This is a genomic window from Streptomyces sp. NPDC008163, assembly GCF_042956885.1.
Classification (GTDB): domain Bacteria; phylum Actinomycetota; class Actinomycetes; order Streptomycetales; family Streptomycetaceae; genus Streptomyces; species Streptomyces drozdowiczii_A.
On the sequence record NZ_JBIBHG010000007.1, the window covers coordinates 277,688 to 300,657 of the forward strand.

17 protein-coding genes are annotated in these 22,970 nt (G+C 74.0%); 13 read left to right on the top strand and 4 right to left on the bottom strand.

The annotated features are described in order from the left end of the window. Window positions 1–20: 20 nt before the first annotated feature. The 3 genes from ACFZAT_RS18195 to ACFZAT_RS18205 all read right to left on the bottom strand — a co-directional run bounded on the left by ACFZAT_RS18195 (window position 21) and on the right by ACFZAT_RS18205 (window position 2,737). Window positions 21–251: a hypothetical protein gene (locus ACFZAT_RS18195; protein ID WP_365681448.1), complete on the bottom strand. Its 231-nt coding sequence runs from the start codon at window positions 249–251 to the stop codon at window positions 21–23. A gap of 62 nt (window positions 252–313) precedes the next feature. Continuing rightward, window positions 314–2,470, bottom strand: coding sequence for a 4-alpha-glucanotransferase (malQ, locus tag ACFZAT_RS18200; RefSeq protein WP_391265225.1), 2,157 nt, complete (start codon window positions 2,468–2,470; stop codon window positions 314–316). Then, a complete protein-coding gene (locus tag ACFZAT_RS18205; protein WP_018106041.1) occupies window positions 2,471–2,737 on the bottom strand; it encodes a hypothetical protein in 267 nt (88 codons plus the stop codon). It lies immediately after the preceding gene. A 314-nt stretch (window positions 2,738–3,051) separates the two neighbouring features. Here ACFZAT_RS18205 and ACFZAT_RS18210 point away from each other — a divergent pair, with 314 nt between their 5' ends. After that, the gene (locus tag ACFZAT_RS18210; RefSeq protein WP_391265226.1) at window positions 3,052–6,054 is read left to right on the top strand and encodes a beta-N-acetylglucosaminidase domain-containing protein; all 3,003 of its coding nucleotides are present in this window, start codon (window positions 3,052–3,054) and stop codon (window positions 6,052–6,054) included. 64 nt (window positions 6,055–6,118) lie between these two features. On the opposite strand, the gene ACFZAT_RS18215 is transcribed toward ACFZAT_RS18210, so the two are convergent. Further along, entirely contained in the window at window positions 6,119–6,655 is a 537-nt protein-coding gene (locus ACFZAT_RS18215) for an HNH endonuclease (RefSeq protein WP_383298743.1), read from the bottom strand. Between the two features lie 193 nt (window positions 6,656–6,848). Here ACFZAT_RS18215 and ACFZAT_RS18220 point away from each other — a divergent pair, with 193 nt between their 5' ends. From ACFZAT_RS18220 to ACFZAT_RS18275, 12 genes are all read left to right on the top strand, one after another. Beyond that, a complete protein-coding gene (locus ACFZAT_RS18220) occupies window positions 6,849–7,907 on the top strand; it encodes a mechanosensitive ion channel domain-containing protein (protein WP_391265227.1) in 1,059 nt (352 codons plus the stop codon). 126 nt (window positions 7,908–8,033) lie between these two features. Beyond that, window positions 8,034–9,251, top strand: a complete 1,218-nt coding sequence (locus ACFZAT_RS18225; protein ID WP_391265228.1) for an ROK family protein — start codon at window positions 8,034–8,036, stop codon at window positions 9,249–9,251. 55 nt (window positions 9,252–9,306) lie between these two features. Beyond that, entirely contained in the window at window positions 9,307–10,644 is a 1,338-nt protein-coding gene (locus tag ACFZAT_RS18230) for an extracellular solute-binding protein (protein WP_391265229.1), read from the top strand. 10 nt (window positions 10,645–10,654) lie between these two features. Then, complete coding sequence (locus tag ACFZAT_RS18235) at window positions 10,655–11,596, top strand: ABC transporter permease subunit (protein WP_391265230.1); 942 nt, start codon at window positions 10,655–10,657, stop codon at window positions 11,594–11,596. A 1-nt stretch (window position 11,597) separates the two neighbouring features. After that, complete coding sequence (locus ACFZAT_RS18240) at window positions 11,598–12,500, top strand: ABC transporter permease subunit (protein ID WP_391265231.1); 903 nt, start codon at window positions 11,598–11,600, stop codon at window positions 12,498–12,500. Between the two features lie 3 nt (window positions 12,501–12,503). After that, a complete protein-coding gene (locus ACFZAT_RS18245; protein ID WP_391265232.1) occupies window positions 12,504–13,769 on the top strand; it encodes a 6-phospho-beta-glucosidase in 1,266 nt (421 codons plus the stop codon). Continuing rightward, window positions 13,760–14,734: a BadF/BadG/BcrA/BcrD ATPase family protein gene (locus tag ACFZAT_RS18250; protein WP_391265233.1), complete on the top strand. Its 975-nt coding sequence runs from the start codon at window positions 13,760–13,762 to the stop codon at window positions 14,732–14,734. Before ACFZAT_RS18245 ends, ACFZAT_RS18250 begins: the two co-directional genes overlap by 10 nt. A gap of 419 nt (window positions 14,735–15,153) precedes the next feature. After that, window positions 15,154–16,479, top strand: a complete 1,326-nt coding sequence (locus tag ACFZAT_RS18255; RefSeq protein WP_391265308.1) for a hypothetical protein — start codon at window positions 15,154–15,156, stop codon at window positions 16,477–16,479. A gap of 11 nt (window positions 16,480–16,490) precedes the next feature. Beyond that, window positions 16,491–17,525 (top strand): transporter substrate-binding domain-containing protein, encoded by a 1,035-nt coding sequence (locus tag ACFZAT_RS18260; protein ID WP_391265234.1) that lies wholly within the window; start codon window positions 16,491–16,493, stop codon window positions 17,523–17,525. A 78-nt stretch (window positions 17,526–17,603) separates the two neighbouring features. Further along, window positions 17,604–18,944: a hypothetical protein gene (locus ACFZAT_RS18265; protein WP_391265235.1), complete on the top strand. Its 1,341-nt coding sequence runs from the start codon at window positions 17,604–17,606 to the stop codon at window positions 18,942–18,944. Continuing rightward, a complete protein-coding gene (locus ACFZAT_RS18270) occupies window positions 18,941–21,676 on the top strand; it encodes a tetratricopeptide repeat protein (protein ID WP_391265236.1) in 2,736 nt (911 codons plus the stop codon). The genes ACFZAT_RS18265 and ACFZAT_RS18270 overlap by 4 nt, the downstream gene beginning before the upstream one ends. 2 nt (window positions 21,677–21,678) lie before the next feature. Beyond that, window positions 21,679–22,908, top strand: a complete 1,230-nt coding sequence (locus ACFZAT_RS18275; protein ID WP_391265237.1) for a protein phosphatase 2C domain-containing protein — start codon at window positions 21,679–21,681, stop codon at window positions 22,906–22,908. Window positions 22,909–22,970 lie beyond the last annotated feature (62 nt).

Sequence of the window (22,970 nt, forward strand, 5' to 3'; positions counted from 1 at the left end):
CCGGCCGCAGGGCCGCTGGGTCAGGCCTGCTTCTTGGACTTGTCGAGCACCATGACCAGACCCGCGATGACCCCGAAGAGGACGAGGGGCGCCAGGACGAACAGGCCGAGCGTGTCGAGCACGCTCAGGCCGGTACCCGGGTCGTCGCCGTCGTCGCGGGTGAGCGCGAGCGCGGGGGACGACATCAGCAGCATCATCAGCGTCGTTCCGGCGGCGACGGCGCCGGCGCGCATAGCGTTCTTCTTGTCCACGGTGCAAACGTAGCGAACGCCCGCGCGGGCCGCGCGCCCGGGGGTGCCGTACGGGGCCCCGGTCAGGGCAGGCGGACCTCCCCGGGCTCGTGCGGGGCGCGCAGGACGTCCATCAGGCGGTGCAGCCGGGGCGAGGCGGCCAGTTGCTCCAGGGTGACCGGGACGCCCTCCGCGTCGGCGACGGGCAGTCGCCAGTTGGGGTACTGGTCCCAGGTGCCCGGGAGGTTCTGCGGGCGGCGGTCGCCGACGGTGTCGGGCAGCCAGATCCCGGTCATCCGGGCGGGGGTGCGCAGCAGGAAGCGGTGGACGGCCTGGACGGCCGCCTCCTCGTCGGCGCCGCCGTCCGGAAGCGCACCGGCCCCGGGGAGCGCGCCGCCCCCGGGGAGCAGTCCGAGCCGGGTGAGCAGGGCGAGCCACTCGGCCGTGTCCGCGCCGTCCTCCCTCAGCTCCTCGTCCAGGGGGCGGGTGAGCAGGCCGAGGCGGTGGCGCAGCGTCACATGGTCGCCGGTCAGCCGGGCGGCCGTGGACGGCAGGTCGTGGGTGGTCGCGGTGGCCAGGCAGTCCCGGCGCCACCGCTCGGGGGCCAGCGGGCGCTCGTCGCCCGCCCAGTCCCGCTCGAACCAGAGCACCGAGGTGCCGAGGACGCCGCGCCGGGCCAGCGCCTCGCGGACGCCGGGCTCCACCGTGCCCAGGTCCTCGCCGACGACGACGGTGCCGGCCCGGTGCGCCTCCAGGACGAGGACGGCGAGCATCGCCTCCGCGTCGTGCGAGACGTAGGTGCCCTCGGTCGGCGGGCGGCCCTCGGGCACCCACCAGAGCCGGAACAGGCCCATGACGTGGTCGATGCGCAGGGCGCCCGCGTGGGCGAGGATGCCGCGCAGCAGGCCGCGGTACGGGGCGTAGCCGGAGGCGGCGAGGGCGTCGGGGCGCCAGGGCGGCAGGCCCCAGTCCTGGCCGCGCGCGTTGAACGCGTCCGGGGGCGCGCCGACGGACATGCCGTGGGCGAAGGCGTCCTGCTGGGCCCAGGTGTCGGCGCCGCCCGGATGGACGCCGACCGCGAGGTCGTGGACGACGCCGACGGGCATCCCGGCCTCCCGGGCGGCGCGCTGGGCGTCGGCGAGCTGGCCGGCGGTCAGCCAGGCGAGCCGGCAGTGGTGGTCGACCCGGTCCAGCAGTTCGGCCCGGGCGCGGGCGGTGGCGTCGGAGCGGGGGTCGCGCAGCTCCTCCGGCCAGCCGTGCCAGTCGGGGCCGTGCACCTCGGCGAGCGCGCACCACAGGGCGTGGTCCTCCAGGGCGCGCCCCTGGGCTGCGAGGAAGTCGCAGTACGCGGCGTGCCGGCCGGGGGTGAGGGGGACCGCGAGGACCAGGTCGAGGGCCTGCCGCTTGAGGGACCACACGGCGTCCCGGTCGATGAGGGCGCCCTTGTCCAGGACGGCTTCCCGCAGCTCGGCGCCCTTGCGGCGCAGCGTGTCGAGCGCGACCGGGTCGGCCACGTGCCCGTACTCCGGGACGGACTCGACGCGCAGGTGCACCGGGTCGGGGAAGCGCCGGGAGGACGGGCGGTAGGGCGAGGGGTCGGTGGGCTCCCCGGGCACCGCCGCGTGCAGCGGGTTGACCTGGACGAAGCCGGCGCCGAGCCGGCGGCCGGACCAGGAGGCGAGATCGGCGAGGTCGCCGAGGTCGCCCATGCCCCAGGACCGGGCGGAGAGCAGCGAGTAGAGCTGGACGAGGAAGCCGTGGGTGCGGTCGGGCGGCTGCGGCACCCGGGCGGGGGCGACGACGAGCGTGCAGTCCTGGGGCTCGCGGCCCGGGGCGTGGGCGGTGAGCCGGTGGACCCCGAGCGGGGGCCCGGTCCACCAGGTGCTTCCCGGTTCGGCCGGATCAGGTCCCCCGGAGGGCACCCGCATCCGGGCCGGCTCCGTCTCCTCGGCGCTCTCCTCCAGCCGGACGGCCAGCTCCGTGCCGGGCGGCAGGCCGGTCAGCGCGGGCGGCAGCGGGTCGCCGGACCACACCACCAGCGTGTCCGGGAGGAGCCGGGTGCGGGCGGCCGACTCGGCGGCGGCGAGGGCGCCGCGTACCGCTTCGGGCGTCGTGGCGTCGACGCCGAGCGCGCCGAGCACGGCGACGACCGTGGTCTCGGGGACGGGCTCGGAGACGCCGGCGGACGGGGAGAAGGAGGTGGCGACGCCGTGCAGGGCGGCGAGCCGGGACAAGCCCATTCAGACTCCTGGGGACTCCGTGCCCCATGCGCAGCCGGACGCGGCCGGTTCGCTGGTCAGCGGGGCGAGGACGGCGAGCGGCGGCTCGCTGGTCAGGGGGGTGGCCTCGGCGAGCGGGGGCTCGCTGGTCAGGGGTATGGCGTCGGCGAGCGGTGCTTCGCTCGTGAGCGGGCCGGGCACGGTGGCGGGGCAGGCACTGATCAGCGGGGCGGGACCGGATGCCTGTTTGGAGAGGGCGGAGAGCGGGCGCTGCGCGATGGCGGGCATGGTGGCCTCCTGGCCGTGGAGAACAGGACAGTGACGGCCTACCCAGCGGGCGGCGCCGCAGACGTAGGCGAGACAACAACGAGTTCAACGTGCTCCGGGTCACATTCCGTTCCCGCAGGCCCGGTTACCCGTAAGACGTTCGCCTTTTTCGGCCATTCGGCGCTGTCTTTCGCGTATCACCCCGTCGCACGCACCCCGTTCATCACACCGGTCATATCAGGGCATTTCCATACCGAACATCTCGCGCATTGACACCCTCGCGCGCGGGGTGGTGGGCTCGGACGGCATCGGCCGGGGCGAGGGGAGAGACAGGGATGCGGCTCAGTGGGAGGACGCGGGCGACGGCCGTGGCCGTGGCCGTGCTCGGCGGGCTGCTCGCCGCAGGAGCTCCGCCCGCGCTCGCCGCTCCCCCGGACCCGGCGTCCAGGTCGGCGGCGGACCGGAGCCGCGCCGCCGGCTCCGCGCTCCCCGCGGTGTGGCCGCGCCCGCAGGCCATGGCGGCGGCCGGGCCGGACATCGTCCTGGGCCGCGAGGTCACCCTGGTCGCGGACGCGGAGGCCGATCCGTACGCCGTGAAGGCGCTGCGCGCGGTCCTGGCGGACGCCGGGGTGCGCACGGTCCACGAGGCACTGCCCGGCGCCGGGCCCGTCCTGCGGCTGGGCGGCGACGGGGCGGCGGACGCGCTGCGCGAGCTGGGCGCCCCGGACCGCGCGGACCTGCCGGCGGGCGGCTACCGGCTGGCGGCCGGGCGGATCGCGGAGCGGGACACGGTGGCGGTCGAGGGCGTCGGCGAGGACGGGCTGTTCCACGCGGTGCAGACGCTGCGCCAGCTGGTCCGGGGCGGGAGGGTCGCCGGGGTCGCCGTCCGGGACTGGCCGGTCACCGCCGTACGCGGGCTGACCGAGGGGTTCTACGGGCAGCCGTGGAGCCAGGAGGACCGGCTCGCGCAGCTCGGCTTCCTGGGGCGCACCAAGCAGAACCGCTATCTGTACGCGGCGGGCGACGACCCGTACCGGCAGGCGCGCTGGCGCGACCCGTACCCGGCGGCGCGGAAGGCCGATTTCCGGGCGCTGGCCGCTCGCGCGGCCGCCGAGCACGTGACGCTCGGCTGGGCGGTGGCGCCCGGACAGTCGATGTGCCTGTCGTCGGACCGCGATCTCAAGGCGCTGACCCGCAAGATCGACGCGATGTGGGACCTGGGGGTGCGGGTCTTCCAGGTGCAGTTCCAGGACGTCAGCTACAGCGAGTGGCACTGCGCGGCCGACGCGGACGCCTTCGGCAGCGGCCCCGGGGCGGCGGCCCGGGCGCAGGCCCGCGTCGTGAACGGCGTGGCCCGGCACCTGGCCCGGCGCCACCCGGACGCCCTGCCGCTGTCGGTGATGCCGACGGAGTACTACCAGGACGGCGCGACCGCGTACCGCACGGCGCTCGCCCGGGAGCTGGCGGACGGGGTCGAGGTCGCCTGGACCGGTGTCGGGGTCGTGCCGAGGACCATCACCGGCGGCGAACTGGCCGGAGCCCGGGCCGCCTTCCGGCATCCGCTGGTGACCATGGACAACTACCCGGTCAACGACTACGCGCAGGACCGGATCTTCCTCGGCCCGTACACCGGCCGGGACCCGGCGGTGGCGTCCGGTTCGGCGGCGCTGCTCGCGAACGCGATGGAGCAGCCCGCCGCGTCCCGCATCCCGCTCTTCACGGCCGCCGACTTCGCCTGGAACCCGAGGGGCTACGACTCCGCCAGGTCCTGGGAGGCCGCGATCGACGACCTCGCGGGCGGCGACGGCCGAAGCGGCGACGCGCTGCGGGCGCTCGCGGGCAACAGCGCGGGCTCCGTGCTCGGCTCCACCGAGTCGGCTTATCTGCGGCCGTTGATCGCCGCGTTCCGCGAGGCGTACACGGACGGCGCCGGCAAGGCGCTCGACACGGCGGCGGACCGGCTGCGGGACGCGTTCGGCGGGATGCGGTCGGCCCCGGCGCGGCTCGCGGGCGTCGCCGGGGGCCGGCTCGGCACCGAGGTACGCCCCTGGACCGCGCAGCTGTCCCGCTACGGCCACGCGGGCGAGCTCGCCGTGGACCTGCTGCGCGCCCAGGCCCGGGGCGACGGGGCCGCCGCCTGGCGGGCGTCCCTGGCGCTGGAGCAGGTCCGGAAGGACATCGCGGCGGGCAGCGCGAAGGTCGGCGAGGGCGTGCTCGACCCGTTCCTCGACCGGGTCCGCGAGGAGGCCCGTTCCTGGACCGGCACGGACCGGCCGGGCGGCGAGGTGTCCGAGGCCCCGGGCAGCTACACGGTGCGGCTCGGCCGGGCCCGCACGCTGGAGGCGGTCACCGCGACGACCGTGCCGGACGACGGGGCGGCGGTGGGCGCGACGGTCCAGGCGCATGTGCCCGGCGAGGGCTGGCGCGCGCTCGGCCCGCTGTCGGCGAGCGGCTGGACCCAGGCGGCGGGCGAGGGGGTGCGGGCCGACGCGGTCCGGATCAGCTGGCCGGCCGCGACCCCGCTGGCGGCCGGGGCCCCGCCCCTGATCATCCCGCCGCTGGCCGGGGCGTCGGTCCGCGCGGGGACCGCCCCGGACGTGCGCTCCCTGGTGCCCTGGTTCGGTGACGAGCCGGCCGCCCGGCTGGACCTGGCCCGCGGCGAGACGGACGCGGTCATCGGCGGCGGGCCGCAGGAGGTCCGGGCCCGGCTGTCCGGCCGGCGCCCGGCCGAGGTGCGCGGCCGGCTGACCGCGAAGGCGCCCGAGGGCATCGAGGTCCGGGTGCCGAAGCGTACGACCGTGCCGCGCGGGACGCGGACCGAGGTGCCGGTGGAGATCACGGTCCCCGAGGACACCCCGGCCGGCGCGTACGAGGTGCCGTTCGCCTTCGGGGACGAGAGGACCACCCTGACCGTGCGGGCCTACCCGCGCACCGCCGGGCCCGACCTGCTGCGCGGGGCCACCGCCTCCTCGTCGGGCGACGAGACCGCCGATTTCCCGGCGGCCGCCGCGTCCGACGGCGACCCGGAGACCCGCTGGTCCTCACCGGCCGAGGACGGGGCGTGGTGGCAGGCGGAACTGCCCGCCCCGGTCCGCCTCGGCGAGCTGGTGCTGCGCTGGCAGGACGCGTACGCCTCGCGCTACCGCGTGCAGGTCTCGTCGGACGGCCGCGCCTGGCACACCGCGGCGACCGTCCGCGAGGGCCGGGGCGGGCGCGAGTCGGTGCGGATGGACGCGAAGGACACCCGGTTCGTGCGCGTCCTCGGCGACGAGCGGGCCACGAAGTACGGAATCTCGCTCTGGTCGGCCGAGGCGTACGCGGTCGCGGAGGACGGCTGACGGGGCAGGGCAGGCCGGAGCTCCGGGGCGGCGGAACCGCCCCGGAGAGCACACGGGCCCGGTCTCAGGCTGAGACGCCGTCGATCCGGGCCATCGCGTCGTCCGCGCCGAACGGTTGCAGATAGGGCAGCCAGCGCGGGTCGCGGTGCCCCGTGCCGATGATCCGCCAGGCCAGTCCGGTCGGCGGGGCGGGCTGCTGGTGCAGCCGCCAGCCGAGCTCGGGCAGATGGCGGTCGGCCTTGACGTGGTTGCAGCGGCGGCAGGCCGCCACCACGTTGTCCCAGGCGTGCCGGCCGCCCCGGCTGCGCGGGATGACGTGGTCGACGCTGGTCGCGGCGGCCCCGCAGTACATGCAGCGCCCGCCGTCCCTGGCGAACAGGGCCCGCCGGGTCAGCGGCACCGGACCCCGGTAGGGGACGCGGACGAACCGCTTGAGGCGGACGACGCTGGGGGCCGGGACGGCGCGGGTCGCGCTGTGCATGAGGGCGCCGGACTCCTCAAGACAGATGGCCTTGTTCTCGAGGACGAGGACGAGTGCGCGGCGGAGCGGTACGACGCCGAGCGGCTCGTACGACGCGTTGAGAACCAGGACATGCGGCACGGATGCCTCCTTGTACGCCGGCGGCGCGTGGCTCGCGCCGGGACGATCTCCGCTCTCAGTCTCCCCTCACGCCTGGTCGGAGCGCCACCACGTACGGGTAACGGGCCGGAAGGAATTTTTCCCGCGCGGGCCCCCCGTTAGTGTGGTTGTTCAGCGCTCTTCCGCTCAGCGCCCGCCCCCTGGAGGTCTCGCCGTGTCCTTGTCCGCCCTGTTGGCCGCAGCCCCGTCACCGGAGCCGGGCGGCTCGCTGGACGAAGCCGCGAAGCAGGCGGGAGACGCCGCGGGCTGGGTCGAGGAGAACTGGTCCACCTGGCTGAACACCGGGCTGCGGATCGTGCTCATCGCGGCGGTCGCGGTCGTTCTGCGCATCGCCGTCCGCCGCGCGCTGACCAAGCTGATAGAGCGGATGAACCGCAGCGCGCAGGCGGTGGAGGGCACCGCGCTCGGCGGTCTCCTGGTCAACGCGGAGCGCCGCCGCCAGCGGTCGGAGGCGATCGGCTCGGTGCTCCGTTCGGTGGCCTCGTTCCTGATCCTGGGCACCGCGGCGCTGATGATCCTGGGCGCTTTCCAGATCAACCTGGCCCCGCTGCTGGCCTCCGCCGGGGTCGCCGGCGTCGCACTCGGCTTCGGCGCCCGCAACCTGGTCACCGACTTCCTGTCCGGGGTCTTCATGATCCTGGAGGACCAGTACGGCGTCGGCGACCAGATCGACGCGGGCGTCGCCTCCGGCGAGGTCATCGAGGTGGGCCTGCGCGTCACCAAGCTCCGCGGCGAGAACGGCGCGATCTGGTACGTCCGCAACGGTGAGGTCAAGCGGATCGGCAACCTCAGCCAGGGCTGGTCCACGGCGGGCGTCGACGTCCAGGTCCGCCCGACGGAGGACCTGGAGAAGATCCGCGCGGTGATCACCGAGGCCGCCCAGGAGATGGCCAAGGAGGACCCCTGGACCGAGCGGCTGTGGGGTCCGGTGGAGATCCTGGGCCTGGACACGGTGCTGCTGGACTCGATGACGGTCCGGGTGAGCGCGAAGACCATGCCGGGCCAGGCGGTCGGCGTGGAGCGGGAGCTGCGCTGGCGCATCAAGACGGCGCTGGACGCGGCCGGTATCCGCATGGTGACCGGCGCCCCGGAGGAGGCGCCGGAGGGCGCCGACCCCACGGCCGGGATGGCCGCCCCGTCCGCGTACGCCTCGGCGACCTCCCCGCAGTCCCTCGCCACGACGCCGATCCCGCCGCCGAGCACCACGAAGTAACCGCCCCGGCCGGGTAACGCTTTGGTTGCCACCGGGGGCCGGGTCATTGACGCCCCGGTGGCCCCGGCCCTACCTTCCTCTCACCGAATAGGAAACTTTCCTAACAGAGGGGCAGGTGCCACGCTCATGGCCGGGAACACGCCGGGCACGCCCAGGGTGCTGCGCGCCATGAACGACCGCGCCGCCCTCGATCTGCTCCTGGAGCACGGGCCCCTGTCGCGGACCCGGATCGGGAAGCTCACCGGGCTCTCCAAGCCCACCGCCTCCCAGCTGCTGGCCCGCCTCGAAGCCGCCGGGCTCGTCGTCGCCACCGGGACCGCCGCCGGCCGCCCCGGCCCCAACGCCCAGCTGTACGCGGTCAACGCCGCCGCCGCCCATGTCGCCGGGCTCGACGTGAACGCCCACCGGATCGTCGCCGCCGTCGCCGATGTGACCGGCGCGACGGTCGGGGAGTTCGAGCTGCGGACCCCCGGGCGGCGCGCCCACAGCGTGGTGCGCGAGGTGACCGAGGCGCTGGACGGCGCGGTCGCGGCCGCCGGACTGACCCGGGCCGATGTGCACCGGGTGGTCATCGGCACGCCGGGCGCCTTCGACCCGAACACGGGCCGGCTGCGATACGCCTCGCACCTGCCGGGCTGGCACTCCACCACGCTGCTCGACGAGCTGGCGGCCGTGCTGCCGATGCCCGTCGAGTACGAGAACGACGTCAACCTGGTCGCGGTGGCGGAGCAGCGCAGCGGGGCGGCCCGGGGCCACGACGACTTCGTGCTCCTGTGGAACGAGGAGGGGCTGGGCGCCGCCCTCGTCATCAACGGCCGGCTGCACCGGGGCTTCACCGGGGGCGCCGGCGAGGTCGGCTTCCTGCCGGTGCCGGGGGCGCCGCTGGTCCGCCAGGTCACCAAGGCCAACGCGGGCGGCTTCCAGGAGCTGGCGGGCGCCCAGGTGCTCGCGCGGCTGGCCCGGGAGCTGGGCATCGAGGACGCGCCGGGCTCCGGCACCCATCACGAGGTCGCCGCCGAGCTGGTGGGCCGGGCCGCCGAGGCCGGGGAACGGGGCGAGGCGGGGCCGTACGCCGCGCTGCTCGACCGGTTCGCCACCGGCCTCGCGACCGGCCTCGCCTCGCTGGTCGCCGTCCTCGACCCCGAGATCGTCGTGCTCTCCGGCGAGCTGTTCTCGCGCGGCGGGGAGCCGCTGCGCGCCCGGGTCGCGGCCGAGCTGGCCGAGCTCGCCGCGTCCAGGCCCCGGCTGCTCGCCGGGGACGTCACCCACCGGCCCGTTCTGCGCGGGGCGCTGGAGAGCGCGCTCGCCACCACCCGCGACGAAGTGTTCGACACCTCGCGCTGACCTCTCACCTTCCGTCCGTCCCTTGCTGCCCACCGCTTCACCGGGAGACCTCACCATGTCCGGAAACCGCCGGAAGCCGGCCGCCGCACTCGCCGCGACCGCCGCGATAGCCCTGTTCGCCTCAGCCTGTACCGGGCAGAGCGGCTCCGGGGCCGACGATGACGCCTCCAAGGAGACGACCATCACCTTCTGGCACGGTTGGAGCGCGCCGGGCGAGGTGAAGGGCATCGAGGCCACGATCGCCGCCTTCGAGAAGGCCCACCCCAACATCCACGTGAAGGTCGTCGGCAACATGACCGACGACAAGATCAACCAGGCGCTGCGCGCCGGCGGGTCCAAGGCGCCGGACGTGGTCTCCTCGTTCACCACGAACAACGTGGGCAAATTCTGCTCCTCGAAGGCGTTCGTGGACCTCAACCCGTTCCTGAAGAAGGACGGCATCGACCCCGAGGCGACCTTCCCGAAGGCGATGAACGAGTACACCCAGTACGACGGGGTGCGCTGCACGGTCCCGCTGCTGGGTGACGCGTACGGGCTCTACTACAACAAGGACGCGTTCAAGAAGGCCGGGATCGCGAACCCGCCGAAGACCTGGTCCGAGTTCGCGGCCGACGCCAAGAAGCTGACGAAGACCAAGGGCGACTCGTACGAGCAGCTGGGCTTCATGCCGAACTACCACGGCTACGAGTCGACCACCGAGCACTACCTCGGTGCCTGGAACCCCACCTACTTCGACGCGGACGGCAAGTCGAACATCGCGAAGGACCCGGCGTTCGCCGCGCTCCTCACCCACCAGAAGAAGCTGGTCGACTCGCTCGGCGGCTACGCGAAGCTGGAGAAGTTCCGCACCGGCTTCGGTGACGAGTGGGGCGCCAAGCACCCGTTCAACACCGGCCAGGTGGCCATGCAGCTGGACGGCGAGTGGCGGCTCGGCATGGCCGAGGACACCAAGCCGGGCTTCGAGATCGGGGTGGCCCCGATGCCCGTCGCGGACGACGAGGCCGACACGTACGGCAAGGGCTATCTGACCGGCACCATCGCGGGCATCGCGTCGACCTCCGGCAAGCAGAACGCCGCCTGGGAGCTGGTCAAGTTCATGACGACCGACACCGACGCGGTGGTGGACTTCGCCAACGCCATCCACAACGTCCCCTCCACGCTGGCCGCGCTGAAGTCGCCGAAGCTGAAGTACGACCCGCGCTTCAAGACCTTCCTGGACATCGCGGCGAACCCGGACTCCACCACCACCCCGCCCTCGGTGAACGGCGGTGCGTACCTGACGTCCCTGCAGAACCTCGGCTTCGACGTCGAGAAGGGCAAGCAGACGGACATCAAGGCGGGCCTGGAGAAGACCGCGAAGGAGATCGACGCGGCGATCGCCCAGGCGAAGTAGGGCCGACGCGATGAGCACGTACACACTCCGCTCGAAGCGCCGCAGGTCGGCGCTCCGGACGGCGGCCTTCATGTCGCCCTGGCTGATCGGGTTCTGCGTCTTCTTCGCCTACCCGCTGATCTCCACGGTCTACTTCTCCTTCACCAGCTACGACGGTTTCGCCGCCCCCGAGTTCAGCGGCTTCAAGAACTGGTCGTACGTCTTCAACGACTATCCGATGTTCTGGCCGGCGCTGCGCAACACGCTGTGGCTGGTCGTCGTGATGGTGACCTGCCGGGTGGTCTTCGGACTCGGTGTCGGGCTGCTGATCACCAAGATCAAGACGGGCACGGGCGTCTTCCGGACGTTGTTCTACCTGCCCTATCTCGCCCCGCCGGTCGCGGCCACGCTGGGCTTCGTCTTCCTGCTCAACCCCGGCACCGGGCCGGTCAATTCGATCCTCGGCGATCTGGGGATGGGCACGCCCGGCTGGTTCACCGACGCCACCTGGTCCAAGCCTGCGCTGACCGCGCTCGCGGTGTGGGGGGTGGGCGACCTGATGGTGATCTTCATGGCCGCGCTGCTCGACGTACCGAAGGAGCAGTACGAGGCGGCGGAGCTGGACGGGGCGACCGCGTACCACCGGTTCCGGTACGTCACGCTGCCGAACATCTCGCCGATCATCATGTTCGCCGTGGTCACCGGCATCATCCAGACGATGCAGTACTACACCCAGCCGCTGGTGGCCGGGAAGGTCGCGTCCGGGGTCATGGGCGGCTCGGGCCAGCAGTTCGAACCCGGCTATCCCGACAAGTCGACCCTGACGCTTCCGCAGCTGGTCTACAACCTCGGTTTCCAGCGCTTCGACTACGGCTCCGCCTGTGTGGTCGCGCTCGTACTCTTCGTCCTCGCCATGGCGTTCACCGCACTGCTGATGCGGCGCCGCAGCGGACTGATCCAGGCAGGTGAGTGACATGGCGCAGGTTCTCGACGTCCCGAAGACCGCCGGACCGGTGGGTGACCCCGTCTCCCCCGCCCAGCGCGTCGCGCGCCGCAAGGCGCTGCTGAACTGGATCGCCGTGCACGCGCTCGGCGTGGCCGCGGCGCTCTTCTTCGTGCTGCCGTTCGTCTTCCTCGTTCTCACCTCGCTGATGAGCGACCAGCAGGCCCTCACCCGGGACCTGTGGCCGCACCCCTTCGAGTGGGCCAACTACCAGCGGGTGTTCGACACCCCGGGCTTCCTGACCTGGTGGCGGAACACCCTGCTGTACGCGGGTCTGGGCACCGTCCTCACGGTGGTGTCCTCCCTGCCCGTGGCGTACGCGCTCGCCAAATTCCGCTTCCGCGGCCGGCATCTGTCACTGATGCTCGTCATCTCGATGATGATGCTGCCGCCGCAGGTCGTGGTCATCCCGATGTACCTGTTCTGGGCCAAGCAGCTGGACCTGTCCGGCACGCTGTGGCCGCTGATCATCCCGATGGCCTTCGGCGACGCGTTCTCCATCTTCCTGCTGCGGCAGTTCCTGCTGACCATCCCCGACGAGTACCTCGACGCGGCGAAGGTCGACGGCTGCGGCGAACTGCGTGCCCTGCTGCGCGTGGTGGTGCCGATGGCCAAGCCGGGGATCGCCGCCGTCGCTCTCTTCCAGTTCTTCTGCGCCTGGAACGACTACTTCGGTCCGCAGATCTACGCCTCCGAGAACCCGGGTGCCTGGACGCTGAGTTACGGCCTCGAGTCGTTCAAGGGCGCGCACCACACCGACTGGAACCTGACCATGGCCGCGACCGTTCTGGTCATGGCCCCCGTGATCGTCGTCTTCTTCTTCGCACAGAAGGCTTTTGTCGAGGGCGTCACACTGACCGGAGTAAAGGGCTGAACCATGAAGCTCGCTGTAGTGGGTGGCGGGTCCACCTACACCCCCGAACTGATCGACGGATTCGCCCGGCTGCGCGACACGCTGCCGGTCGAGGAGCTGGTCCTCGTCGACCCGGCCGCCGACCGGCTCGACCTCGTGGGCGGCCTCGCCCGGCGGATCTTCGCCAAGCAGGGCCACCCGGGCCGCATCGTCACCACGTCGGACGTCGACGCGGGCGTCGCCGGGGCGGACGCCGTCCTGCTCCAGCTGCGCGTCGGCGGCCAGGCCGCCCGCAACCAGGACGAGACCTGGCCCCTGGAGTGCGGCTGCGTCGGCCAGGAGACCACCGGGGCCGGCGGCCTCGCCAAGGCCCTGCGCACCGTCCCGGTCGTCCTGGACATCGCGGAGCGGGTCCGGCGCACCAACCCGGACGCCTGGATCATCGACTTCACCAACCCGGTCGGCATCGTCACCCGCGCCCTGCTCCAGGCCGGGCACAAGGCCGTCGGGCTGTGCAACGTGGCCATCGGCTTCCAGCGCAAGTTCGCCCGGCTGCTCGACGTGGCCCCGGGCGCCGTGCACCTGGACCACGTCGGTCTCAACCACCTCACGTGGGAGCTGGGGGTGCGCCTCGGCGGCCCGCAGGGCGAGGACGTGCTGCCCCGGCTGATCGCCGAGCACGGCGACGCCATCGCGGACGACCTGCACATGCCGCGCGCCGTCGTGGACCGGCTCGGCGTCGTCCCCTCGTACTACCTGCGCTACTTCTACGCGCACGACGAGGTCGTCCGCGAGCTCGGCACCAAGCCCTCCCGGGCCGCCGAGGTCGCCGCCATGGAGAAGGAGCTCCTGGCGATGTACGGCGACCCGGCGCTGGACGAGAAGCCCGCGCTGCTCGCCAAGCGCGGCGGCGCCTTCTACTCGGAGGCGGCCGTGGACCTGGCGGCGGCCCTCCTGGGCGGCGGCGGCTCGGCGCACCAGGTGGTCAACACGTACAACAACGGCACCCTGCCGTTCCTGCCGGACGACGCGGTGATCGAGGTCCAGGCGAAGGTCGACGGCTCGGGCGCGGCCCCGCTCGCCGTGCCCGCCCTGGACCCGCTGTACGCGGGGCTCATCGCCAACGTCACGGCGTACGAGGACCTGGCCCTGGAGGCCGCGCTGCACGGCGGCCGGGACCGGGTGTTCAAGGCGCTGCTCGCGCACCCCCTGATCGGCCAGTTCGCGTACGCCGAGGCGCTGACCGACAAGCTGATCGCGCACAACCGGGAGCACCTCGCGTGGGCGTGAACGGTTCCGTCCTCGCGATCGACGCGGGGAACAGCAAGACCGATGTGGCCCTCATCGGTGCGGACGGCACGGTGCTGTCCACGGCCAGGGGAGGCGGGTTCCAGCCGCCGGTGGTCGGTGTGGAGACGGCCGTCGACGTGCTCGGCGCGGCGGTGGAGCGGGCGTTCACCGAGGCCGGGGCGGACGCCGGGCAGGTCGCCCATGTCTCCGCCTGCCTGGCCAACGCGGACCTGCCGGTCGAGGAGGAGCAGCTGACGGCGGCGCTGGCCGCGCGCGGCTGGGGCCGGACCGTCGAGGTGCGCAACGACACCTTCGCGATCCTGCGGGCCGGGGTCGACGAGCCGCGCGGCGTGGCCGTGGTGTGCGGCGCGGGCATCAACTGCGTCGGCATGGTCCCGGACGGGCGCACCGCGCGCTTCCCGGCGATCGGGCGGATCTCCGGTGACTGGGGCGGCGGTTCGGGCCTGTCCGAGGAGGCGCTGTGGTTCGCCGCGCGCGCCGAGGACGGCCGGGGCGAGCCGACCGAGCTGGCCCGCACGCTCCCCGCGCACTTCGGGCTCGGCTCGATGTACGCGCTGATCGAGGCGCTGCACCTGGGCCGCATCGCGCCGGAGCGCCGCCACGAGCTGGCCCCGGTGCTCTTCGCGACGGGCGCCGCCGGCGACCCGGTGGCGCGGGCCCTGGTGGACCGGCTGGCCGAGGAGGTCGTGGCGCTGGCCTCGGTGGCGCTGATCCGCCTCGGGCTGCTGGACGAGGAGGCGCCGGTGCTGCTCGGCGGCAGCGTTCTGGCGGCCTGCCACCCGCAGTTGGACGACCGGATCCGCGAACTCCTCGCGGCACGGGCCCCGAAGGCCGTGGCGCGCGTGGTGCGGGAGTCGCCGGTCCTCGGCGCCGGCCTCCTGGGCCTGGACCGCACGGGAGCGGCGCCCGAGGTGCACGCGAGACTGCGCGCGCAGTACGCCTGACCGGCCGCCTGTCAAAGGCGCCCCGTAACCTGCGGGTTGCGGGGCGCCTTGCGCGTGTGGGAACCGATCGGGCGCCCCAGTCGTGTTGTTGATGGGGAGGGCGGTCCGTGGGGGATCGTGCCGTTCGCCTTGATCAACGGCGCCGGTCTTGATCGAATGCGGTGGACCGCGGCCGGTCACGGCCGGCCGCTGCGTGGGACGGTGCCCGATCCAGGCGTTCTGGATGTGGGTGCCGGTCCCTGAGGCCATACTTCTGGCCGGGCACCAGTCCCCCGATCGGCCGGGGGCGGTCCGCCGTCAGTGACCGAGGGGGAGGTCGAGTGACACACCCGCCGAGTGCGCGTGAGGCGCTGCAACGCGCGCTGGGGCAGACGCCCGCGCCGGAGGCCGCGCCCGTGCCGGCGCCCGTGCCCGTGCCCGTGCCGCCGCAGCCGAACACCCTGGCCGCCGTCGCGGGACGGCTGCGGGCCGCCGCGACCACCGAACCGGGCCGGCTGCGCGTCATCGGGGCCGTCCTGGCGCTCCTGGTCCTCGTGTTCGGGGCGGTGACGGCGGTCGAGATCAACGGCCGGGCCGCCTCCGCCGACGACGTGGTGGAGCGCAGCCAGCCGCTCAGCGCGGACGCGGCGGGCATCTACCGCTCGCTCGCGGACGCGGACGCGGCGGCGGCGAGCGGCTTCCTGGCCGGCCCGCAGGAGCCCCGTGCGGTGCACGAGCAGTACGTGAAGGACATCGGGGAGGCGTCCCGGCTGCTGGTGAAGGCCGCGGCGAACACGGACGCGGCCACCGCGTCCGGCCGCGAGATCACCACGCTCAACGAAGGGCTCCCCCGCTACACGGGCCTGATCGAGCGCGCCCGCGCCAACAACCGCCAGGGCCTCCCGCTGGGCGGCGCCTATCTTCGGTACGCGAACCAGACGATGTCCGGCGAGCTGCTTCCGGCCGCCGAGCGGCTGTACGCGGCGGAGACCGGCCGGCTCGGCGACGACCAGGGCTCGGCCCGCCGCTGGCCGCTCCTCTCGCTCGTCGCCGGCCTCGTCGCGCTGGCCGCGCTGGCCTGGGCGCAGCACCGCAACTACCGCCGGACGAACCGGGTGTTCAACCACGGGCTGCTGGCGGCGACGGCCGCGACGACGGTGCTGCTGCTGTGGCTCGCGGTCGGGCACACGGTGGCCAGGTCGGGCCTGGCCGAGGCCGATTCGCACGGGCAGCGGCCCATGGACGTGCTCAACCGGGCCCGCATCGACTCGCTGAAGGCGCGCGCCGACGAGAACCTGACGGTGGTCGCCCGGGGCGCGGTGCTCACCGCGGACGGCAAGAACGACAAGTACGAGACCGACTACGCGGCGGGCATGAAGGCGCTCGGCGGGGAGCTGGCCACGGCGGCGAAGCTGGCCGACGAGACCGGGGACGGCGAGGGCGGCAAGCCGGTCGCCGCGGCGGCCGAGGCGGTCAAGGAGTGGCAGGGCCGCCACCGTACGGCCCGCGGGACCGACGACGCCGGGGACTACGAATCGGCCCTGGAGCAGATCATCGGCCAGGAGAACTCCACGGGCGAGTCCTTCAAGAAGGTGGACGACGCGCTGCGCGACGCACTGGCGCACGAACAGGACGACTTCACCCGGGCCGCGCGGGACGGCCGCGGCGCCCTGGGCGGCCTGCCGGCCGGCGCGGCGATCCTGGCCGTGCTGGGCGCGGTCGCGGCGGTCGTCGGGGTCAACCGCAGGCTCTCGGAGTTCCGGTGACAGGGGGAGCGATGACAGCGAAGGACCTGAGGACGGGCCTCGGCAGGCTGCGCGGCTGGGGCGGGGTGACCGCGATGGCCGCCGCCTGCGCGCTGACCGCGTCGCTGACCCTGCTGCCCCTCTCCCACCCCGGCGACGACGTCTTCGGCCCCCGGGTGACCGGACCGGGCGCGGCGCACGCCGTCCAGGCGAGGGCCGACGCCTGCACGGACCCGGAGGCGAGCCTGCGGCCGGGCGCGGCGGACGGGGACGCGGTCCGCAAGATCAAGGAGCGCGGCAAGCTCATCGCGGGCGTCGACCAGAACAGCTTCCAGTGGGGCTTCCGCAATCCGGCGACCGGGAATCTCGAAGGCTTCGACATCGACCTGGTCCGGGCCCTCGCGAAGGACATCCTCGGCGACGGCGACAAGGTGATCTTCCGGGCCATCCCGACCAACCAGCGCATCGCCGCGCTGGAGAACGACAAGGTCGACGTGGTCGTGCGGACGATGACGATCAACTGCGCCCGGCTGAAGCAGGTCTCGTTCTCCACGGCGTACTTCCAGGCCGGCCAGCAGGTCCTGGCCGCGAAGGAGGACCACTCGATCACCGGTTTCAACTCCACGCTGCGCGGCAAGCGCATCTGCACCGCCGAGGGCTCCACGGCGTACGAGGCGCTGGAGAAGGAGTCGTTCGGCTCGGTCTTCAAGGACGAGCACGACGGCACACCGGCCGACGAGGACCGGCTGACCGTCCCCAACCAGCTGGACTGCCTGGTCCGGCTCCAGCTGGGCGAGGTCGACGCGGTCGTCACGGACAACGCGCTGGCCGCGGGGCAGGCCGCCCAGGACCCGGCGGTCGAGCTCAAGGGCGACCCGTTCACCACGGAGTACTACGGCGTCGCCACGAAGAAGGGCGCGGACGACCTGGTGTCCCGGGTCAACAAGGTCCTGGTCGACTACCGGGCGGGCGGCGCGGACAGTCTCTGGATGAAGTCGTACCGCACCTGGCTCCAGGAGGGCCTGCCGGGGGTCCAGGGGCCGCCGGAGCCGAAGTACCGGGACTAGCGGCGGCCGTGCCCCCTGCGGGCGGCGGCACTGATCCCGCGGGGCCCAGGCCCGGCGGGGAGAGCGGAGAGGTGATCGATGGGCGTCGCTGGCCCCTTCCCCAGCTACGCGGCCCGGCCCCCCGGTCCGGTCATGGACCGGGACGAGGCCGACCGTGCGCTGTCCCGGCTCGGCGCGGAGCACGAGGCGATCGAGACCTCGCTCCTCGCCCTCCAGGACCACGCGGGCCGCAGGCTCCTGGAGGGCGCCGAGCTGTCCGGTGTCACCAAGGAGCGGTGGGCCGTCACCGAGCGGTCGGTCACGCTGCTGTGGAGTTACTTCGACGCGTATACGGGGGTGCTGGAGCGGGCTCGTGAGGTGCGGGCCAGGCGCCGCCACCCCAACCGGGAGGACCTGAGGGTGCTGACCGAGCTGCTGCGCGGCGAGGGCGTCGTCGTGGCGCACGGCGCCGCCGGGCACGACCCGTCGGTCACCGGCCCGGCCCGCCTCTCCGAGCGGTTCACGCTGGAGGAGCTGGTCTCCCGGATGAACGGTCTGTACGCGAGCGCCCTGGACATGGTCGTGGCCTCGGACACCGTGTGGTCGGCGATGCCCGCCCGCATAGACCTCCTCGCCGCCGAACTGCGCCGCACCCACTCGCTGGCGCACTCGGTGGGCGTCCGGCCCGGCGAGCACCCGGCGGGCGACGAGCTGGAGGCGATCACCGCCGAGCTGGCCACGCTGCGGGCGCAGGTGATCTCGGACCCCCTGGCCTTCTGGCTGCCGGGGCCCGGGAGCGCGGCGCCCGGCGGCGGCCGCCCCGACACGACGCGCTACGACCGCGCGGCCCGGGCGCTGGAGGAGGTGCGGCGCGAGGTCGAGGCGGTGCTCGCCGTACGCCAGGACGCCGAGCAGCGGCTGGTGCACCTGCGCGACGTGCTGTCCCGGGCCGACCGCACGCTGGCCGAGGCCCGGGTGGCGCGCGGCGAGGTGCTGGCCAAGATCGCCGCGTCGGAGGTGCCCGTGGTCAACGGACCGCCGACCGTGCTCCAGGAGCGGCTGGCCGCCGCTTCCGAGTACCGCAGGCACGCCCGCTGGCACCGCCTCTCGCCGCTCCTGGAGACCCTGGAGCGGGAGGCCGAGGAGGAGTTGCTGCGGGCCCGCGAGCAGCTGACGGCGGTGACCGCGCCGCTGGCCGTCCGGGCGGAGCTGCGCGGCCGGCTCGACGCGTACCGGGCGAAGGTGGCCCGCCACGGTCTGGCGGAGGACCCGGTCCTGATCGAGCGGTACGACGCGGCGCGCCGGATGCTGTGGAGCGCCCCGTGCGATCTGCGGGTGGCGGCGCAGGCGGTGCAGCGCTACCAGGACGCGGCGCTGGAGCTGCTGGGCAGAGGTGACAATCCGTCGTGGCGGCGGGGCGAAGAGGGGGAACGGACATGAGTACGCAGTGCCAGCGCCCCGCGTGCGAGGGCAGTTACGAGGACATGGGCGGCGGTGAGCTGTACTGCGACACCTGCGGTCTGGCGCCCGTGGTGTCGCCGAACGGGATGGTGAGTTCGCCGCCCACCGGGATCGCGGGCGGCGGCCGGGGCTCCAGCAGCGCCTCGGCGCGCAGCAGTTCGCAGGCGTCCTCGCGGTCCTCGTCGCGTTCGTCGACCTCGCGGCGTTCGGTGTCGGGGCGGCTCTCGCGGTCCCTGTCGCTGTCCGGCCGGACCGGCGCGCAGTCGGTGTCGGTGCGCTCCTCCGCCAAGTCGACCAACGCCTCGGGCCGCAACCGGCTGGGCGCGGGTCTGGTGCAGGTGCCGGACGTGCCGCGGCCCGATCCGCGTACGGCCGTCATGGAGAACCCGGAGGTGCCCGAGCGCAAGCGGTTCTGCTCGCGCTCCGACTGCGGGGCGCCGGTGGGCCGGGCCCGGGGCGACCGGCCGGGCCGTACCGAGGGCTTCTGCACCAAGTGCGGCCACCCGTACTCGTTCGTGCCGAAGCTGGAGGCGGGCGACGTCGTCCACGGGCAGTACGAGGTCGCGGGCTGTCTGGCGCACGGCGGGCTCGGCTGGGTCTACCTCGCGGTGGACAAGGCGGTCTCGGACCGCTGGGTGGTGCTCAAGGGCCTGCTCGACACGGGTGACCAGGACGCGATGGCGGCGGCGATCTCGGAGCGGCGGTTCCTCGCGGAGATCGAGCACTCCAACATCGTCCGGATCTACAACTTCGTGGAGCACCTGGACCAGCGGACCGGTTCGCTCGACGGCTACATCGTCATGGAGTACGTCGGCGGCAAGTCCCTCAAGGAGATCGCCAACGAGCGCCGCACACCGGCCGGGAAGCGCGATCCGCTGCCGGTCGAGCAGGCGTGCGCCTTCGGCATCGAGGCCCTGGAGGCGCTGGGCCACCTGCACAGCCGCAACCTGCTGTACTGCGACTTCAAGGTCGACAACGCGATCCAGACCGAGGACCAGCTGAAGCTGATCGACATGGGCGCGGTCCGCCGGATGGACGACGAGGAGTCGGCGATCTACGGCACCGTCGGCTACCAGGCGCCCGAGGTGGCGGAGCTGGGCCCGTCGGTCGCCTCCGACCTGTACACGGTGGCCCGCACGCTCGCGGTGCTCACCTTCGACTTCCAGGGGTACACGAACGTCTTCGTGGACTCGCTGCCGGATCCGGACAACATCGAGGTGTTCCGGAGCTACGAGTCGTTCTACCGGCTCCTGGTACGCGCCACCGACCCCGACCCGGCCCGCCGGTTCGCCTCGGCGGCGGAGATGGCCGAGCAGCTGACGGGGGTGCTGCGCGAGGTGGTCTCGCTCCAGTCGGGGCGCCCGCGCCCGGCGCTGTCCACGCTGTTCGGCGCGGAGCTGCGGGTCACCGACACGGAGCTGTTCGCGGACGGGGCGGGCGAGGTGTCGCGCCTGGGCGCCCGGACCGCCGCCGGGCCCGGGGGCCGCTTCGGCCGCCGGGGGAACGGGACGGTCGCCCCGGCGCCCGCCGCCGCGACCCCGCCCGGGGGGATACCGGGGGCGCTGCCCGCCGGGCCGCCTCCCGCCCCGCCCACGGGCGCGGCGCCGGTGCCCTCGGCCGCCACCCATGTCCGTACGCCGGGCGGGGCGGGCACCGGCCCGGGCCCCCTGCCGTACGCGCCCGCCGCGAGCGTCCCCGCTCCGCGCAGCCCGGTCCCCTCCCCCGGTGCCGCGCCGGTGCCCGCGGGCGCCGGGGTGCCGCGGCTGGCCGGGCTCGACGTGCGGGGGACCTCCCTCGCGCTGCCCGTGCCCCGGGTGGACGCGAGCGACCCGAACGCGGGCTTCCTGGCCGGGGTGATGGCGTCGGCGCCCGCCGAGCTGATCGCCGCGCTGCAGGCGGTGCCGGCCGCATCGCTGGAGACCCGGCTGCGCGAACTGCGCGCCTACCTGGAGATGGGCGACGTCGCCGCCGCCGCGCAGACCCTGGCCGCGCTGGAGGAGCAGCACGCCGACGACTGGCGCGTCGTCTGGTACCGGGGCCTCACCTCGCTGGTGACCGGCGACAAGGAGAACGCCGCGCTGTCGTTCGACGCGGTGTACGACGCGTTCCCCGGGGAGCCCGCGCCGAAGCTGGCCCTCGGCATCTGCGCGGAGGTGCTGGGGCAGCTGGACAATGCCGCCGAGTACTACCGGCTGGTGTGGCTGACCGACCCGAGCTTCGTCAGCGCGGCGTTCGGCCTGGCCCGGGTGCAGATCGCGGCCGGTGACCGGGGTGCGGCCGTCCGGACGCTGGAGTCGGTGCCCGAGGCGTCGATCCACTACACGGCGGCCCGCATCGCCGCCGTCCGGGCCCGGCTGCGTGAACGGGCTCCGCAGGAGCCGCTGATGGCGGACCTGACGGCCGCTTCGGCCCAGGTGTCGGCCCTCTCGGGGCTGGGGCTCGACGCGGTCCGGCGGGAACGCCTCTCGACCGAGGTGCTGGGGACGGCCCTGGACTGGGTACTCTCCGGTAGCCCTTCGGGTCCGCGGCCGGCCGCGCACGCCGGGCCGCACGGCCCGGGGACGCTGCTCGGCAGCGAGCTGGACGAGCGCGGACTGCGGTTCGGCCTGGAGCGTGCGTACCGGATGCTCGCCCGGCTCGCGGAGCCCGGGGCCGAGAGGATCGAACTGGTGGAGCGGGCCAACCGCTTCCGCCCCCGAACGTGGGTGTGAACATGTCGCAGAACCACCAGGAGACCGCCTTGCCGAGGTGCCCCGGCTGTGAGGAGCCGCTGGAGCAGGGCGACCTGTTCTGCGGCGCCTGCGGGTACGACCTGTCGGCCGTGCCCGAGCCGCCCCGCGACCGCCCGACGGTCGCCATCACCACGCCGGGTGCGGCGGCCGCGGACCCGGTCTCCGGGGTCCGTCACGACGGTCCCGGCGCCTCCGGCGACTTCGAGCTGGCCGCCCCGGGCGCGGCGCCCGACCCCCGGGCGGTCCCGGAGCCCCCGCAGGCCCCCGCGCCCGCCCCGGCCCCGCCGGCCGGCGGCAAGGTGTGCGTGGCCTGCCGAGCCGGGCGGGTCGACGGCGACGGCTACTGCGAGAACTGCGGCCACGCGCAGCCGCGCGAGCGCGACCACATGGAGCAGGAGCTCGGCTCGGTCGCCGCGGTGAGCGACCGGGGGCTGCGCCACCACCGCAACGAGGACTCGTTCGCGGTGTCCACGACGGCCCTGCCGGACGGCTCGGCGGCCGTCGTGGCGATCGTCTGCGACGGGGTGTCTTCGGCCAGCCGGCCCGACGAGGCGTCAGCCGCCGCGGCGAGTGCCGCCAACGAGTCCCTGCTGGGATCGCTGCCGCGCGGCACGCATCCGCAGCAGGCGATGCACGAGGCGATCGTGGCGGCGGCGGAGTCGGTCAACCGGCTGGCCCAGGAGCCGGACGGCCCGGAGCGCGAGGCGCACCGCCACCAGAACGCCCCCGCGTGCACCCTGGTCGGCGCGGTCATGGCGAGCGGCCTGCTCGTCGTCGGCTGGGTCGGCGACAGCCGCGTGTACTGGGTGCCCGAGGACCGCTCCACCGCGCCCGCCCGGCTCACCGAGGACGACTCGTGGGCCGCGCAGATGGTGGCGACGGGCCTGATGAACGAGGCGGAGGCGTACGCGGACGAGCGCGCCCACGCCATCACGGGCTGGCTCGGCGCGGACGCGTACGAACTGGAGCCGCACACCGCCTCGTTCAAGCCGGACCGGCCGGGCGTCGTGGTGGTCTGCACGGACGGCCTGTGGAACTACGCGGAGTCCGCCGCCGAGATGGCCGCCGCGGTGCCCGGGGACGCGTACGCCCGTCCGCTGCACGGCGCCCAGGTGCTGGTCGGCCACGCCCTGGACGGTGGCGGCCACGACAACGTAACAGTGGCCCTGCTGCCGTTCGCCGTGTCACCGCAAGGGGCAGGCTCCGCCTGATGCCTGGGGGGTTTTCCGCCCTCCTGCGCCTTTGTCCGTATCTCTGGCTTCATCCGAGACGT